13 protein-coding genes are annotated in these 14,218 nt (G+C 55.7%); 5 read left to right on the plus strand and 8 right to left on the minus strand.

What is annotated here, in order from left to right:
• Positions 1-6 precede the first annotated feature (6 nt).
• Entirely contained in the window at positions 7-459 is a 453-nt protein-coding gene (gene slyA / locus U738_RS11110) for a transcriptional regulator SlyA (protein WP_035580313.1), read from the plus strand.
• Here slyA and U738_RS11115 read toward each other — a convergent pair.
• Positions 438-1,004, minus strand: coding sequence for a hypothetical protein (locus U738_RS11115; RefSeq protein WP_035580316.1), 567 nt, complete (start codon positions 1,002-1,004; stop codon positions 438-440). The two genes, slyA and U738_RS11115, sit on opposite strands and share 22 nt — an antisense overlap.
• A 196-nt stretch (positions 1,005-1,200) precedes the next feature.
• Between U738_RS11115 and U738_RS11120 the strand changes: the two genes are divergently transcribed.
• Positions 1,201-1,653, plus strand: a complete 453-nt coding sequence (locus tag U738_RS11120; protein ID WP_035580319.1) for a universal stress protein — start codon at positions 1,201-1,203, stop codon at positions 1,651-1,653.
• A 62-nt stretch (positions 1,654-1,715) separates the two neighbouring features.
• On the opposite strand, the gene U738_RS11125 is transcribed toward U738_RS11120, so the two are convergent.
• Positions 1,716-3,632, minus strand: a complete 1,917-nt coding sequence (locus U738_RS11125; protein WP_035580322.1) for an ATP-binding cassette domain-containing protein — start codon at positions 3,630-3,632, stop codon at positions 1,716-1,718.
• Between the two features lie 185 nt (positions 3,633-3,817).
• Here U738_RS11125 and U738_RS11130 point away from each other — a divergent pair, with 185 nt between their 5' ends.
• Positions 3,818-4,813 (plus strand): AraC family transcriptional regulator, encoded by a 996-nt coding sequence (locus tag U738_RS11130; protein WP_050714153.1) that lies wholly within the window; start codon positions 3,818-3,820, stop codon positions 4,811-4,813.
• Positions 4,814-4,996: 183 nt separating this feature from the next.
• Here U738_RS11130 and U738_RS11135 read toward each other — a convergent pair whose 3' ends face one another.
• From U738_RS11135 to U738_RS11155, 5 genes are read right to left on the minus strand one after another with little or no spacing between them, the layout of a single operon-like run.
• Positions 4,997-6,649, minus strand: a complete 1,653-nt coding sequence (locus tag U738_RS11135; protein ID WP_035580329.1) for a fatty acid--CoA ligase — start codon at positions 6,647-6,649, stop codon at positions 4,997-4,999.
• Between the two features lie 55 nt (positions 6,650-6,704).
• Complete coding sequence (gene bktB, locus U738_RS11140; RefSeq protein ID WP_035580332.1) at positions 6,705-7,892, minus strand: beta-ketothiolase BktB; 1,188 nt, start codon at positions 7,890-7,892, stop codon at positions 6,705-6,707.
• Between the two features lie 46 nt (positions 7,893-7,938).
• The gene (locus U738_RS11145) at positions 7,939-9,081 is read right to left on the minus strand and encodes an acyl-CoA dehydrogenase family protein (protein WP_035580334.1); all 1,143 of its coding nucleotides are present in this window, start codon (positions 9,079-9,081) and stop codon (positions 7,939-7,941) included.
• A 2-nt stretch (positions 9,082-9,083) separates the two neighbouring features.
• Entirely contained in the window at positions 9,084-10,637 is a 1,554-nt protein-coding gene (locus U738_RS11150; RefSeq protein WP_035580337.1) for a fatty acyl-CoA synthetase, read from the minus strand.
• 39 nt (positions 10,638-10,676) lie between these two features.
• On the minus strand, positions 10,677-11,930 hold the full coding sequence (locus tag U738_RS11155) for an ABC transporter substrate-binding protein (protein WP_035580340.1): 1,254 nt from the start codon (positions 11,928-11,930) through the stop codon (positions 10,677-10,679).
• 237 nt (positions 11,931-12,167) lie between these two features.
• Here U738_RS11155 and U738_RS11160 point away from each other — a divergent pair, with 237 nt between their 5' ends.
• Together U738_RS11160 and U738_RS11165 are read left to right on the plus strand one after the other, a co-directional pair.
• Complete coding sequence (locus U738_RS11160) at positions 12,168-13,019, plus strand: TatD family hydrolase (protein WP_035580345.1); 852 nt, start codon at positions 12,168-12,170, stop codon at positions 13,017-13,019.
• Between the two features lie 13 nt (positions 13,020-13,032).
• Positions 13,033-13,512, plus strand: coding sequence for a hypothetical protein (locus U738_RS11165; protein WP_022522953.1), 480 nt, complete (start codon positions 13,033-13,035; stop codon positions 13,510-13,512).
• 20 nt (positions 13,513-13,532) lie between these two features.
• On the opposite strand, the gene U738_RS11170 is transcribed toward U738_RS11165, so the two are convergent.
• Positions 13,533-14,126, minus strand: coding sequence for an elongation factor P hydroxylase (locus tag U738_RS11170; protein ID WP_442905673.1), 594 nt, complete (start codon positions 14,124-14,126; stop codon positions 13,533-13,535).
• Positions 14,127-14,218: the final 92 nt, after the last annotated feature.

The following is a 14,218-nucleotide window of genomic DNA, read 5'->3' on the forward strand; positions in this document are numbered from 1 at the left end:
TTACCTATGGCTTCAACGATTGGATTTCGCATCGCACGCTTGCCCCATTTATGGCGCTCCATCTTGGATCGACGCTTAGCGCCGTTGGGTTTAACCCAAACACGCTGGGTGACGCTGTACCACCTGTGGCGGCTGGGCGAAGGCCACCCGCAGTGCGATCTCGCCCGCGTTATTGGGGTTGAGGCACCTTCGCTGGTGCGCACCCTTGGACAGCTTGAGGAGCAAGGCCTGGTTGAGCGACGCGCCTGCGACAATGACCGCCGCAGCAAGCGTATTTATCTTACCCCAGCCGCTATGCCGCTGTTGGAGCAGATCGACAACGTTGCCCAACAGGCGCGCAAAGAGATGTTCGCCGGCTTAAGTGAGGAGAACCTTGAGCAACTCAACGACTGGTTGGCGGTGATTGAAGCGAATGGACTGGCAATACAAGCACGGGATCAAGACAGCCCGGCTTCTTGATCACTGGCTTTGAGCGACACCGGCTCAGTGCCCTTCAGTGGCTGGCTGAAAGGCTGGTCGGCATGGCCACGCAGTGCATCTCGCAGCTGCTGAAATTCGGGTAGATAGGTCGCGAATCGCTCCGCGGTTTGCGACTCCCACCACCAAAGCGTCAGCGCATAAGGCGTTGATTGCACCACCAGTGCGTCTTGCGGTAAACGTTCCAGCAACGCTTTTAAAGGTATCGCGGCATTATCGGGTAGCGGACGCAAGGGGGCTATTCGCCAACGCCAGCCTGCGTAATAGGGTGCTAAAGCCTCGCTGGCATTGCTGTCTCTTACCAGCAGAAAATCCGGGCCGGGCCCTTCCTGGGGAAAGTGCCAACGGTACGCAGGCATAGTGCCTCTAAAATAGTGTAGCGGCGGCTTTTCCAGTTTGATGCTAACCCCCTGCTTTGAGGTTTGCGAACGCAGCGCCTGTTGGCGTTTTTGCCGCGGGCTGGGCTTTAGCCACATCACTGGCGCGATTACCAGCATCAAAATAAACACTATAATGAACCAATCCATCTCTACATTTCCTCCTACATAAGCCACACTGTATTACACTACTCTAAAAACCATGGCTCAGGCCGTTGTTTTGACTCAAGTCATTGTTAAAACGCTTGCTATTGTTAAAAAAGGACACGCCATCTAAAGTAAAGGTCATTGAACAAAGAGCTTTTTTCTTTGTTAACTAGTGCTATCCATGCCAAGGAGATACGCCATGAGCTATCACCACATTTTAGTTGCCGTTGACCTAACCAAAGACTCCCACAAGATTCTGGAACGTGCCGTTGCGATCGCTGAACGTAACGAACAAGCCAAAATCTCCATTATGCATACCCTGGAACCGCTTGGGTTTGCTTACGGTGGCGATATCCCCATGGACTTGACCAGCATCCAAGACCAGTTGGATGAACACGCTAAAAAACGCTTGGCCGAAATTGCCGCCCCACATATTGCCGAGCCTGATCAGCACGTTGTCGTTGGTATGCCCGATACCGAAATCCACCGTTTTGCCGAAGAGCACGATGTGGACTTGATCGTAGTGGGCTCCCATGGCCGCCACGGCTTCGCCCTGTTGTTGGGCTCAACCTCTACCGGTGTACTGCACGGCGCCCAGTGCGACGTACTCGCGGTGCGCGTAGGTAAAAAAGGCGAACAAAGCGACGAGTAATCCACGGCGTTATACCGCTGACAAAAAAGGCGCCCACACGGCGCCTTTTAACGTTACTTAGCCTATTCCCCTGCAGCCATCGCTTCCAGCTCCATCCAGCGCTCCATGGCAACTTCTAACGCCTTTTGCACTTTTTCAAGCGTTTGCAGCTTAGCCGTCACTGCGTCGGCATCCTGCTGATAAAACGCAGGGTCACCGATTTCACTCTCTAACGCCTCTATTTCCCCCTCAAGACGTTCGATTTCAGCGGGCAGTGCATCTAGCTCACGCTGCACATTGTAAGAAAGTTTGACGCTCTTTTTCGCTGGCATAGCGGGTGCTTCAGCGACCTTTTTGGGCGCCTCTGAAGTAGGCTCGGTACGCTGACGTGCCGCGCCTTCCCAAGGCGCCGGTGGCAGCTTGCCACCTTGGCGAATCCAGTCGGTGTAGCCGCCCACGTATTCACGCACCACGCCGTCGCCCTCAAAGGCGAGCATGCTGGTGACCACGTTATCCATAAAGGTTCGGTCATGGGAGACCAGCAGCAGCGTGCCATCGAAATCGAGCAGCAGCTCTTCAAGCAGCTCCAAGGTTTCCATATCGAGATCGTTGGTCGGCTCATCGAGCACCAGCACGTTAGCTGGCTGGGTGAACAGCTTGGCTAACAGCAGGCGGTTTGACTCGCCGCCAGAGAGCGCTTTTACCGGCTGACGCACTCGCTCGGGCGTGAATAGAAAGTCCTGCAAGTAGCTCATTACATGGCGATCTTTGCCGCCTACGCTAACGCGATCGCTGCCCTGGGCAACGTTGTCATAAACCGTTTTTTCCAGCTCAAGCCCGGCGCGCAGCTGGTCAAAATAGGCCACTTTTAGGTTAGTCCCCATCTGAACCTTGCCTTCACTGGGTTCCAACTCGCCCAGCAGGATTTTCAGCAGGGTTGTCTTGCCCGCACCGTTGCGCCCCAGGAAACCAATACGGTCACCGCGCAGCACTTCAAGGTTAATATCGCGCAAGATCACCTCATCGCCAAACCGCTGGGTAACGCCCTGCAGTTCAACAACGCGCTTGCCTGTGCGCTCACCACGATCTACCGTCAGGTTGGCATTACCCTGGCGCTCACGACGCTGGCTGCGCTCGTTGCGCATCGCTTCCAGCGCCCGCACCCGGCCTTCGTTGCGGGTACGCCTGGCTTTAACACCTTGACGAATCCAGGCTTCTTCCTGGGCGAGTTTTTTATCAAACTCGGCGTTCTCCCGCGCTTCCACTTCCAGTTCATGCTGCTTGCGGGCCTGATACTCTTCGTACTTGCCGGGGTAACGCCCTAGTTGGCCGCGGTCCAGTTCAAGAATATTGGTCGCTAGTTTGGAAAGAAACGCCCTATCGTGTGTAATCAGTAGTACCGCGCCATTAAAGGCCAGCAGTTGCTCTTCCAACCAGGCAATGGTGTCTAGGTCCAAATGGTTGGTAGGCTCGTCGAGCAGCAGCAGATCAGGTTCGGCCACCAGCGCGCGCGCCAGCGCTACACGGCGGCGCCAACCACCGGAGAGCGAGCTCATCTCAGCCGCGGGGGGCAGGCCTAAGCGGGTCAGCACGGTGTCGATACGCTGGTGGAACGACCAGCCATCAATGGCTTCCAGGCGCGTTTGCAGGGTCGCCATGCGATTCATATCGGGGTCGGGATCGTTAATAAGATGATCGTACTCCGACAACAGCTCCCCCGCTTCCGGCAGGCCTTGGGCCACCATATCAAAAATGGTTAGACCGGATGACTCAGGTAACTCTTGAGACAGTACGCCTATTTTCAGGCCAGGTGCGCGCCAGATAGAGCCGTCATCGGGCAGGATATCCCCCGCGACCAGCTTCAGCAGGGTGGACTTGCCGGTGCCGTTGCGCCCGACCAGCGCCAGCCGCTCGCCTTTTTCAACCGTCAGGTCGGCGCGATTGAGTAGTACATGGGTGCCGTAGGCGAGTTGCAGCTGTTCGAGTCGTAACAGGGTCACGCGGTGTCCTCCTTAATCGTGAGGCGCACAGTGTAACGCATGAGCGCGCCGGGAGGGGGAACGTTATAGCACTGAACCGTATGGAGCAGAGACCACCAGCGTGGTAACGTTTTCCCAGCAAATAAAGTAACCCTATTAAAAGACATTTTTTTAAAGGCGGGCTGACAGTGACGGTGACCGTCTCGATGCATTTTGTAAATGAGCTGTTTAAAGGTTTACCCAACAGCGATACAACGCCCACCCGCTACCTGGAACGAGCGGGGATCTCGCCCTTTTTACTTTCGGCTCCCCATGGTCGCGTCACCGTTGAGCAGTTTGCCGAACTCTACCGCGGACTAGTCAACGAACTGGATGACGAAACGCCTGGATTTTTCTCCCGCCCGCTGCGTGGTGGCACCCTAAAACTGCTCTGTTTAAGCATGCTGGATGCACCAAACCTGCAGGTGGCGCTGCATCGCTATACGCAGTTTTTTCGTATACTGCTTGATGACTTTGGCTATGCGTTTACCCTTGAAGATGACTTGGCCCGCATGGCGTTGGTGGAGCATGCGCCCTTGGTGGGCAGCCGCATCTTAATTCATGAGCTAATGCTCAAGCTGTTTCATGGCATCGCGTCGTGGATGATTGCGCGTAAAATACCGCCCATTTTGATGGAATGCGCTTACGCCCAGCCGCCCCACAGTGCTGATTATCTTTACTTTTATCCTGGCACGGTGCGCTTTGAGCAGCCGCAAACCGCTATCTATATTGATCGCACTTTGCTTGATCACCCTATTCGGCAGACAAAGAAACACCTGGGCGCTTTTCTAAAGCGCGCCCCGGCGGACTGGTTCTATGTGTCGTTTGCCGATCGCCTGCTCACTCACCGGGTGCGGGAGCACCTTTCACGTCATTTGTTGACGGCAGGTTCGGTGCACAGCGCTGCCGATGCGCTACATATGTCTGCACGCACGCTGGCGCGGCATTTAAAAATGGAGGGTACCCACTTTCAAGCGGTCAAGGATGAGTACCGCCGCGATGTCGCTATTCAGGCACTCACCTGCAGTGAGAAGCCCCTTGTCAATATTGCAGAAGCATTGAGTTTCGAGGATCTAGCCTGTTTTAGCCGTGCTTTTAAAACCTGGACAGGCAACTCCCCCGCCGCGTATCGCAAAGCACGCACGGTAGGGAATGTTCGCTAATCGCATAGAGATATAGCAGTTACCTACCTGCATACATCAGTGTCGAGGGCAGGTTGGAGCGAGGGTCTTTTTCCATGGATGGAAAAAGTAGCGTCCACGGATGGATTCACAGCGCCCTCGCGGAAACCTGCCCTCGTACCCTGTGAATGAGCACTTGTAAGAGTAGTAACTCACTAAGAATATCTAAATTTCGGTACGAATACGTTTTTTATCCAGCTTGCCCACGCTGGTTTTGGGTATCTCATCGACGAAGCGAATCATACTGGGAATCGCCCAGCGGTTGAGTTTGCCTTGGGCGACAAACTGCTCTAGAAACGCCTGCACGGTTTCCGTCGTCGGTGGGTTGTTTAGATCAACAGGAACGGCTAGCGCGGCCGGTCGCTCCCCCCACTTATCGTCCGCCACCCCAATCACTGCCACTTCGGCAATGCCTGGGCACTGGCTGATATAACTCTCCAGCTCCAACGATGAGAGCCACTCGCCGCCGGTTTTAATCACATCTTTAATGCGGTCGCTAATGGTCAAAAAGCCCCGCTCATCGAGTGAGCCGACATCCCCGGTATGCAGCCAGCCGTTACGCCACAGCTCCGCACTGCGTTTCTCCTCTTTGTAGTAAGCCTGGGTCAGCCAGGGCGCTTGAACTCGCACTTCCCCAACGCTTTTACCATCGTTGGGGAGCGGCTCGCCGTCCGCGTCAACCACCTGCAACTTGACCAGCGGAATTGGCAGGCCCGCTTTACAGCGCCAGGGTAGCTGGGTCTCAAAATCAGCGTCACCAATATCCCGCGGTAGAATATCGGCGGTGAGCAGCGGGCAGGTTTCCGACATACCGTAAGCACTGCGGGTATCAATCCCCAGTGCCCATGCTTTGCTTGCCAGCGCTTGGGTTAACGCACTACCGCCCACCAACACTTTCCAGCCTGAGAGATCGACCTGTTTTGACGCAATCGCTTCGGCGCTAACCACCATGTTGAGCAACGTTGGCACACAATGGGAGAAATCAACTTTCTCGCTGACCAATAGCTTGACCAGCATTTCCGGCTCGTAGCGGCCTGGGTAAACCTGGGTAGCCCCCATCAGCGTGGCGGTATACGGCACCCCCCAGGCATGAACGTGAAACATGGGGGTAATCGGCATATACACTTTGTCGCGGTTGAGCAGCTCAAAACCGGGGGCCTGAAAAGCACTGGCCTCGTTCAAGGTATGCAGCACCAACTGGCGATGGGTGAAGAAAACCCCTTTGGGGTTACCCGTAGTGCCGGTGGTATAGAACAGCGTGGCAACGGCGTTTTCATCAAAGGTTGGGAAATCGTAATGGGTGGGCTGCTGGCTTAACAGTGCCTCAAACTCGCCTACCAGTGGCAGAGTGGTATCGACTGCTTGCGGAGCCTCCTGGCACAGCAGATAGCCACGCACCTGGGGGAGCTTATCGGCCAGCGGCTCAAGCAGCGGCACAAACTCTTCGTGCACGAACACAAATGCGTCTTCGGCGTGCTCCATGGTGTAGAGAATTTGTTCCGGGGCTAGGCGCACGTTCACCGTATGGAGTACCGCGCCGATCATCGGAATGGCAAAAAAGCACTCCAGGTAGCGGTGGCTATCCCAATCCAACACCGCCACCACATCGCCTGCTTGTACGCCCTGAGACGTCAGCGTATGGGCCAGTTGGTGCACCCGCTCACGAAAACGCTCATAGCTGTGGCGGCTCTGATCCCGGTAGACAATCTGATTGTCGCCCGCCATGCGCACGCCCGCCTCCAGCAGGTCGCCAATCATCAAGGCAGGGTTTGTCGCAGAGGCCGCGGCGGGTAAAATTTTCGGGGTAACTGAAGGCATAAAAACTCCTATAACTTTTTTCTTATAACACTGTTCTTGTAGCAATCGATTCGGATCAGCCGCGCTCGATAAGAAGGGCGATGCCCTGCCCTCCACCAATACATAGCGTTATCAATCCGTAGCGGCCATTAATGCGCTCCAACTCGTGTAGCGCTTTGAGAATCAGAATAGCCCCGGTGGCCCCCACCGGATGCCCCAAGGCAACCGCGCCGCCGTTGGGATTTAGCTTCGCTAACGGGAACCCGAGCGTTTCCGCCACCGCCATCGCTTGGGCAGCAAAGGCCTCATTGGATTCAATCACATCGATATCGTTGATACTAAGCCCCGCCTGCTGCAGGCAACGTTTCACTGCAGGAATCGGCCCAAGGCCCATTAGCGTTGGCTCAACGCCTGCGCTGGTGGCAACACGAAGATGCGCCCTGGGCGTTAAGCCACGCTGTGCGGCTTCATCGGCATGGGCCAGCACTAACGTGGCGGCCCCATCGTTGATACCCGAGGCATTGCCTGCGGTCACCATGCCATTTTTTTGGAAGGCTGGCTTGAGCCGCGCCAAATCGCTAAGTTGGACGCCATCGCGCACGTGTTCATCGCGGGAGAAAAGTACCGTTTGCTTACCGCGACTGACCTCCACTGCTACGATTTGATCGTCAAAGCGGCCTTCCGCGATGGCACGCGCCGCTTTTTGATGGCTCTCAAGGGCAAACTGATCCAACTGCTCACGGCTTAGGCCATACTGTTTAGCGATGTTCTCGGCGGTGCAGCCCATATGGCCGCTGCCAAAGGGGTCGCTCAAAATGCCTAGGGTTAAATCCTCAACATTCACATCCCCCATACGCACGCCGTTGCGCACTTGAGGAGGCAGCAGATAAGCCCCGCGCGACATTGACTCAGCGCCACCTGCCAGCGCTAAGCGGCTGTCGCCCATAGCAATCTGCTGGGCGGCTGAGACCACCGCCTGTACACCTGAACCACACAGCCGATTGACGTTGAAGGCCCCCGCCTCTTTCGGCACACCTGCTTCGAGCGCAATATGGCGCGCCAGATAGGCATCCTGGGGCCCGGTGGTAATAATGTGGCCGTATACCGAGTGGTCGATATCGCCACCCTCAACGCCTGCCCGCCGCAACGCCTCTTTGGCGGTGATCGCCCCCAGCTCAAACGGCGCCATTGTTGACAGCGAACCGCCAAAACCACCGATCGCGGTACGCGCACCGCCTAAAATTACTACATCATCCAACCGCATGGTGCTCTCCTGTATTCAAGCGCTTCGCTATATCCAGGGCGCTTCGCTAGGCCACTTTGCCCAACAGCGAACGCGCGACGACTTCTTTCATGATCTCCGAGCTACCGGCGTAGATGGTCTGCACCCGAGCATCTAGATAGAAGCGTGAAATGGGGTAGTCGTGGGTGTAGCCATAACCGCCAAACAACTGCAGGCAACGATCCACCGCTTGGCACTGCATCTCGCTTAGCTGCAGTTTTAAAATCGCCGCATCCGTGCTGCTCATGGTGCCTTGGCGGTACTTTTCGACGCAGTGCTCAAAGTAGGCCCGAGCGACGTCCAACTGGGCTTTGATCTCGGCTAAGGTAAAGCGGGTATTTTGAAAATCCGCGACCCGCTGACCAAATGCTTGGCGCTGCTGCACGTACTCCAAGGTCAACGCCAGCGCGCCCTCTACGGCACCTAACGCCTGCGCTCCTACGCCCAGGCGTTCACGGGGTAGCTCCTGCATTAAGTAGCGAAACCCAGCACCCTCTTCACCCAGCAGCGCATCATGGGGTAGCTGCATCTGATCAAAGGCAAGCTCGGCGGTGTCGCTGGCGTGCTGACCGATCTTTTTAATCGGCTTACCCCGCGAGAAGCCAGATAAGTGGGTATCGACCAAAAACAGCGAGACCCCTTTGGCATCGGCGGCGGGATCCGTTTTGGCACACACAATGACTAAGTCGGCAAACTGGCCGTTGGTGATAAAGATTTTGCTGCCGTTTAACTCCCAGCCCTCGGCAGTGCGCTTTGCGCGGGTCCTCATTGACGCAAGATCACTCCCCGCATGGGGTTCGGTCATCGCGATGGCGCCAAGATATTCACCACGAGCCATGGCAGGCAGCCACTGCTCCCGCTGAGCAGCTGTTCCCAAATTTTGTAGGTAGGGCATCACGATATTGGCGTGAATATTATAAGCGCTGGCCAGGCCACCAAACCCTTGGCGGGACAACTCTTCCAGCGCCAGCTGGGTGATGGCAATATCAGCGCCCGATCCGCCATGCTGTTCGTCCAGGTCAATACCGAGCAGGCCCGCAGCGCCCAGCGCATGCCACAGTGAGCGGGGTATTTCGCCTAAGGCCTCCCACTCATCATAGTAAGGGGCGACCTCCTGACGGAGGCAGCGTTTGATCATGGCGTGAAACAGTTCGGTCGTTTGCGCGTCCATGCTTACCCCTTAAGGTCTTGACGTAGATGGCGTTTAAGGATTTTGCCTGCGGTACTTTTGGGCAGCGCATCGGCAAAGAGGATGTATTTAGGCACTTTATAAGGCGCCATCAGCGTTTTTGCGTGATGGATCAGCTCCTCCTCGCTTGCCTCTTGGCCCTCTTTCAATACTACTACCGCCGTGATGGCTTCGATCCACTTCTCGTCGGGCTGACCGATCACCGCCACTTCGGATACCGCCGGGTGCTTAAACAGCCCCTCCTCTACCTCACGGCTAGCCACCAGTATGCCCCCGGTATTAATCACGTCTTTAATGCGATCGACGACATACAAGTAACCCGCTTCATCGAAGTAGCCCACGTCCCCCGAATGGAACCAGCCGCCTTGAAACGCCTCTTCGGTCATCGCCGCTTTATCCCAGTAGCCCTTCATAAGCTGGGGTGAGCGGTGGACGATTTCTCCATGTTCGCCAGGAGGGACATCGTTCATCTCAAGGTCAACAATGCGGGTTTCCACCGTCAAAATGGGCCGCCCGGCTGAAGCGGGCCGTTCGGCGTGCTCTTCAGGGCGCAGAACGGTCGCCAAGGGGGCGATTTCGCTCTGCCCATAGCAGTTATAGAGCCCTACGCCCGGTATCCGCTGCTGCATCTCTTCCAGTACCGGCACCGGCATAATCGAGGCACCGTAATAGGCTTTGTTGAGGGTGCTTAGGTCAAAGCGATCAAATTCAGCATGACGCAGTAAGCTGATCCAAACCGTGGGCGGGGCAAAAAATGATGCGATCTGATGCTCAGTGATGGCGCTTAAGCACAGCTCGGGAAGCGGCGCCTCTAGCAAATAGACGGGCGCACCGAGTAACAGTGCAGGCATGAGAAAGACGTGCATTTGCGCCGAGTGGTATAGCGGCAGCGCGGCGAGCATGGCATCGCTACCTTTGATATCCAGCTCGACCATGCAGGCCATATATTCGGCCATCAGTGCCTGATGGGTCATCATCGCGGCCTTCGGCGCGGCGGTGGTGCCCGAGGTATAGAGCAATTGAGCAAGGCTAGCACCGTCGACCGTCACATTTGGCTCTTCGCTATTGAACTCAGAAAGCGCATGAGCGAGGACATCAAAGCCTTCTGCACCCCGCTCCTGAGCCGCATGCAGGGTGCCCATCAGGGCTAGATCCAAGCCTTCGGTCGCGGCACTCACTTTGTCGGCGAGGCTGAGGTCACTTAGCAAGCCCCCTGCCCCCGACTGGTCAAGAATGTAGCGCAACTCATCGCTACTTAATGCGAAATTGATTGGCACATGCACCAAACCCGCTTTCGTAGCGGCCAACCAGGCGATGACGTAGGCGTCGGAGTTTTTGCCATACACCGCTAGTCGATCTCCTGGGGTAAGCCCTGCTGCCAGCAGGCCGTTGGCAACGCGGTTAGATGCTTGGTTGAGTGCTGAGTAGCGCCATTGACGTTCGCCAAATACCAGCGCCAGCTGATGTGAATATTTTCGAGCGCTGCGGTTTAGAGCAGCCCCGATGGTATTTTGCTGAATAACAGACGTTTCAGACATGCCAAATCCTCTGAGTTTTTGTAGTAAATTGGCAGCGACTTAACTGTTAACCAACGGACAGACACTTTCTGATAGCGGACGGAAGGCCTCTTCTGCCGGAATGGTACGGATGATGTGAAAGAGGTCATCTTCGTCTTGGGACTGTTCGGGGGTTTTAACTTCCACTAAATACATATCGTGAACCATTCGACCATCCTCACGAATGTAGCCACCGGTAGCGAAGATATCGTTAATGGGGGTATCGGCCATTTGCTGACGAACGGTTTGCGTATCATCAGTTCCAGTGGCTTCAATCGCCTCAAGGTAGTGGCGCGTGCTGGAGTAAAGACCCGCATGTACCATGGTGGGCATGCTGCCGGTACGCTCACGGAAGCGCTCCGCCCAGGCGCGGGTTTCGTCGTTCAAGTCGTAGTACCACGCTTTGGTGAACTGTAGGCCTTGGGCGTTTTCCAGCCCGATGCTGCGCACATCGGTACTAAACAGCACCATCCCCGCCAAAATCTGACCCGCTTGGGTAATACCGAACTCACCTGCTGTTTGCACCGCGTTAATCGTATCGCCGCCAGCGTTATTCAGCGCAATAACATCAGCACCGGACGCCTGGGCCTGAAGCATAAACGAGGAGAAATCACTGCTGGGGAAAGGGTGGCGGGCGCTACCCACGATGGTGCCGCCATTTTCAGTCACGACGCGAGTGACATCCGCTTCCAGTGCGTGGCCAAAGGAGTAGTCGGCACTCAGCAGGTACCAGTTTTTATGCCCCTCATCGGTAATCGCCTTTGCAGTACCGTTGGACATTGCCCAGGTATCGTAAACCCAGTGAATATGGTTGGGTGAGCAGTGCTCATTGGTAATGCCTGACGAAACAGCACCATTAACCAGCCCGAGTTTATCCGCCTCTTCCAATAGGCTCACTGCGGCCAAGGTGACAGAAGATGCCACCAGCCCGGTGACCATATCGACGTTCCGCTCATCGATCCACTCACGAACGACGCTTGAGCCTACATCCGGGCTATTACGATCATCTGCGCTAAACACCACAATATTGGCCCCATTGACGCTGCCGCCCACATCTTCAATCGCCATGTTGATGGCATCTTCACCCAAGGGACCAATGGGGTCGCGATAAACGCCGGACATATCGGCTAAATAGCCAATGCGTATTTCGTTATCAGAAATATTCTCAGCGGCAACGGCAATAGGTGCATAGCTGGCCATCAGAACGGCAGCAGCGAGAGTTGAAGTAGCAAAGCGGTAAGATGAACGATGAGATGAACGATAAGATAGTTGCATTGTTATGTGGCTCTCTTTTGTTGTTATTAAGGGTTGTCATTGAATCAATCGCAGTGACGTAACACGCAATAGCTTGGGTTCATCTTAGGCGGTAATAAGCCATGGCTGTTTACCTATCAAGCCAGATTTTTTGCAATTCGTGCCATATCTACACCCTTGCCAGTTTCAACACACCATTAGTCGATGCTTGCGCATACCGTTACAATGGTACTTTTGCCTATTGAACGGGAGACACCTTTGGCCACCGCTTATGCCGATGACTTTTTACCCGAAGCACTCCAGTTTCGTCCTGACACACCCTTGGTGGATATTGGCGCAAACCTGACTCATGAAAGCTTTGGTCGCGATCTTGAGGCGGTTATCCAGCGCGCCCAGGCGGCGCAGGTAACGACCATGATCGTCACCGGCACCGACCTTGCCCACGCCGAGCAAGCGGTTGCGCTGGCCAAGCAGTATCCTGGCCTCTACGCCACAGCAGGCGTTCACCCCCATGACGCTAGCCAGTGGGACAAACCCCTTGAGCGCGCCATGGGGGCTCTGCATGCCATGCCAGAAGTCGTCGCGGTGGGTGAGTGCGGGCTGGATTTCAATCGCAATTTCTCAACGCCCCAGCAACAGGAGCGTGCCTTTGAAGCACAGTTGGCGCTTGCGGTGGAAAGCGGTTTGCCGCTGTTTTTACACGAGCGAGATGCGGGCCAGCGGATGCGTGAAATACTGCATGCGTGGCGAGATGATATCAGTCACGCAGTGGTGCACTGTTTTACCGCCGATCGCGATACGCTGTTTGGCTATCTCGACCTAGACTTGCATATAGGCCTAACCGGTTGGATTTGCGACGAGCGACGCGGACATCATCTACGCTCATTAGTAGGTGATATTCCATTAACGCGTTTGATGGTAGAAACCGACTGCCCGTACTTGCTGCCCCGCAACCTCCCGGCGAAGCTAAAGGGTCGTCGACACGAACCGGCGTTGCTGCCGTGGATTGTCCGCGAGATTGCCCAGTGGCACGGTATTAGCGAAGCTGAGTTAGGGGCGGCAACCACACAGACCGCCCAGCGTTTTTTCCGTCTACCCACGGAATCTTAACAGGAGTATTAGCGTGGCCGATTATCCAGGATTTATAGCCATTGAAACGGGCGAAGACGATGGCCTCCCGCTAGCCATTGCCTGGTCACTGCCCGATGGCCGAGTAAAGCAAACATTGATTCAGCCAGACGATAGCTGGATCAAAGAAGATACCAATGCCATGGGCGCCTACAGCATGGAAGAGCTGGAGAGCCTGGGGGTTAGCCCGCTAGAGGTCATCCGCGAGCTGGAGAACGATCACTTCTCCGCTACCCTGTATACCAGCGACAACGGCGACGACGAAGCGGCGCTGGCGCGGCTGTTTGACACCTATGGGTTAGACCCTTTCGTGGAGTTAGCCCCAGCCTCGGTGCTTTACCCTTCCCTCACCCCAGGCGAATGGCACCGCCAGCGGCGTGAAACGTTCAGCGAGCTAGGATTAGAGCCGATGCGCCCTGAACATGAGTTGGAAGTGATGCTATCGATGCATCAACGCTTAACAGAAGAGGACTAGGCACAGCGCTAAGCAAACGACTATGCAGTGACCGCAGAGTCCGTGTTATCCATTTTATCCATCGTGGCATGCGCCTGGGCCACCGCCTCTGCAAGCGTCTCCTGGTGACAGTAGAAGCGCTCAAGCGCCATCAGGAAGGCGTTGGCCCGGGCTGGCAAGCCATCTTCCCAGTAGCGCTGGGCGCGGGCCTCTACTCGCGCCGCAAAGGCCTCAACATCTACCTCTATATCGCCGCCTAAATTATCTACGCTGACATGAAAATCGCGACCGCAGGCACGGGTGAAGATAGACTCTAACGCCTGTGGCGCAATCTCAGCCTGCTCAAACGCTTTTTGCTGTTCAGCATCCCGCCCATCAGGGCAATACCAGTAGCCGTAATCTTCGAGCTGACGCCGCTCTGCCCCTGCAATGCACCAATGGCTGATTTCGTGCAGCGCACTGGCATAGTAGCCACGAGCGAAAATTACCTGGTGATAGGGAGTTTCGCCGTTGGCGGGACGATAGAGTGGCTCATCGCCGCCGCGAATCAATCGAGTTTGATAACGCTCAGCAAAAACCCCATCAAAAAGCGCGGTAATATCGGCAAGCGTCCATCGATCCTGCGTGTCACTCACATTGACCTCATTTGTCATCGATTTTGGCGCATTATACCTGCCCTGTTGACGCAAGCTAACGTCTAGCCACCATAAGCGTGACGCACCTGCTA

The organism is Halomonas sp. TG39a, from assembly GCF_000744395.1.
Classification (GTDB): Bacteria; Pseudomonadota; Gammaproteobacteria; order Pseudomonadales; family Halomonadaceae; genus Vreelandella; species Vreelandella ventosae_B.

What these genes read in the sequence shown, in the direction of transcription:
- slyA (WP_035580313.1), top strand. Translation starts at nt 7, where the DNA reads ATGGCTTCAACGATTGGATTTCGCATCGCACGCTTGCCCCATTTATGG.
- U738_RS11115 (WP_035580316.1), bottom strand. Translation starts at nt 1,004, where the DNA reads ATGGATTGGTTCATTATAGTGTTTATTTTGATGCTGGTAATCGCGCCA.
- U738_RS11120 (WP_035580319.1), top strand. Translation starts at nt 1,201, where the DNA reads ATGAGCTATCACCACATTTTAGTTGCCGTTGACCTAACCAAAGACTCC.
- U738_RS11130 (WP_050714153.1), top strand. Translation starts at nt 3,818, where the DNA reads ATGCATTTTGTAAATGAGCTGTTTAAAGGTTTACCCAACAGCGATACA.
- U738_RS11135 (WP_035580329.1), bottom strand. Translation starts at nt 6,649, where the DNA reads ATGCCTTCAGTTACCCCGAAAATTTTACCCGCCGCGGCCTCTGCGACA.
- bktB (WP_035580332.1), bottom strand. Translation starts at nt 7,892, where the DNA reads ATGCGGTTGGATGATGTAGTAATTTTAGGCGGTGCGCGTACCGCGATC.
- U738_RS11145 (WP_035580334.1), bottom strand. Translation starts at nt 9,081, where the DNA reads ATGGACGCGCAAACGACCGAACTGTTTCACGCCATGATCAAACGCTGC.
- U738_RS11150 (WP_035580337.1), bottom strand. Translation starts at nt 10,637, where the DNA reads ATGTCTGAAACGTCTGTTATTCAGCAAAATACCATCGGGGCTGCTCTA.
- U738_RS11155 (WP_035580340.1), bottom strand. Translation starts at nt 11,930, where the DNA reads ATGCAACTATCTTATCGTTCATCTCATCGTTCATCTTACCGCTTTGCT.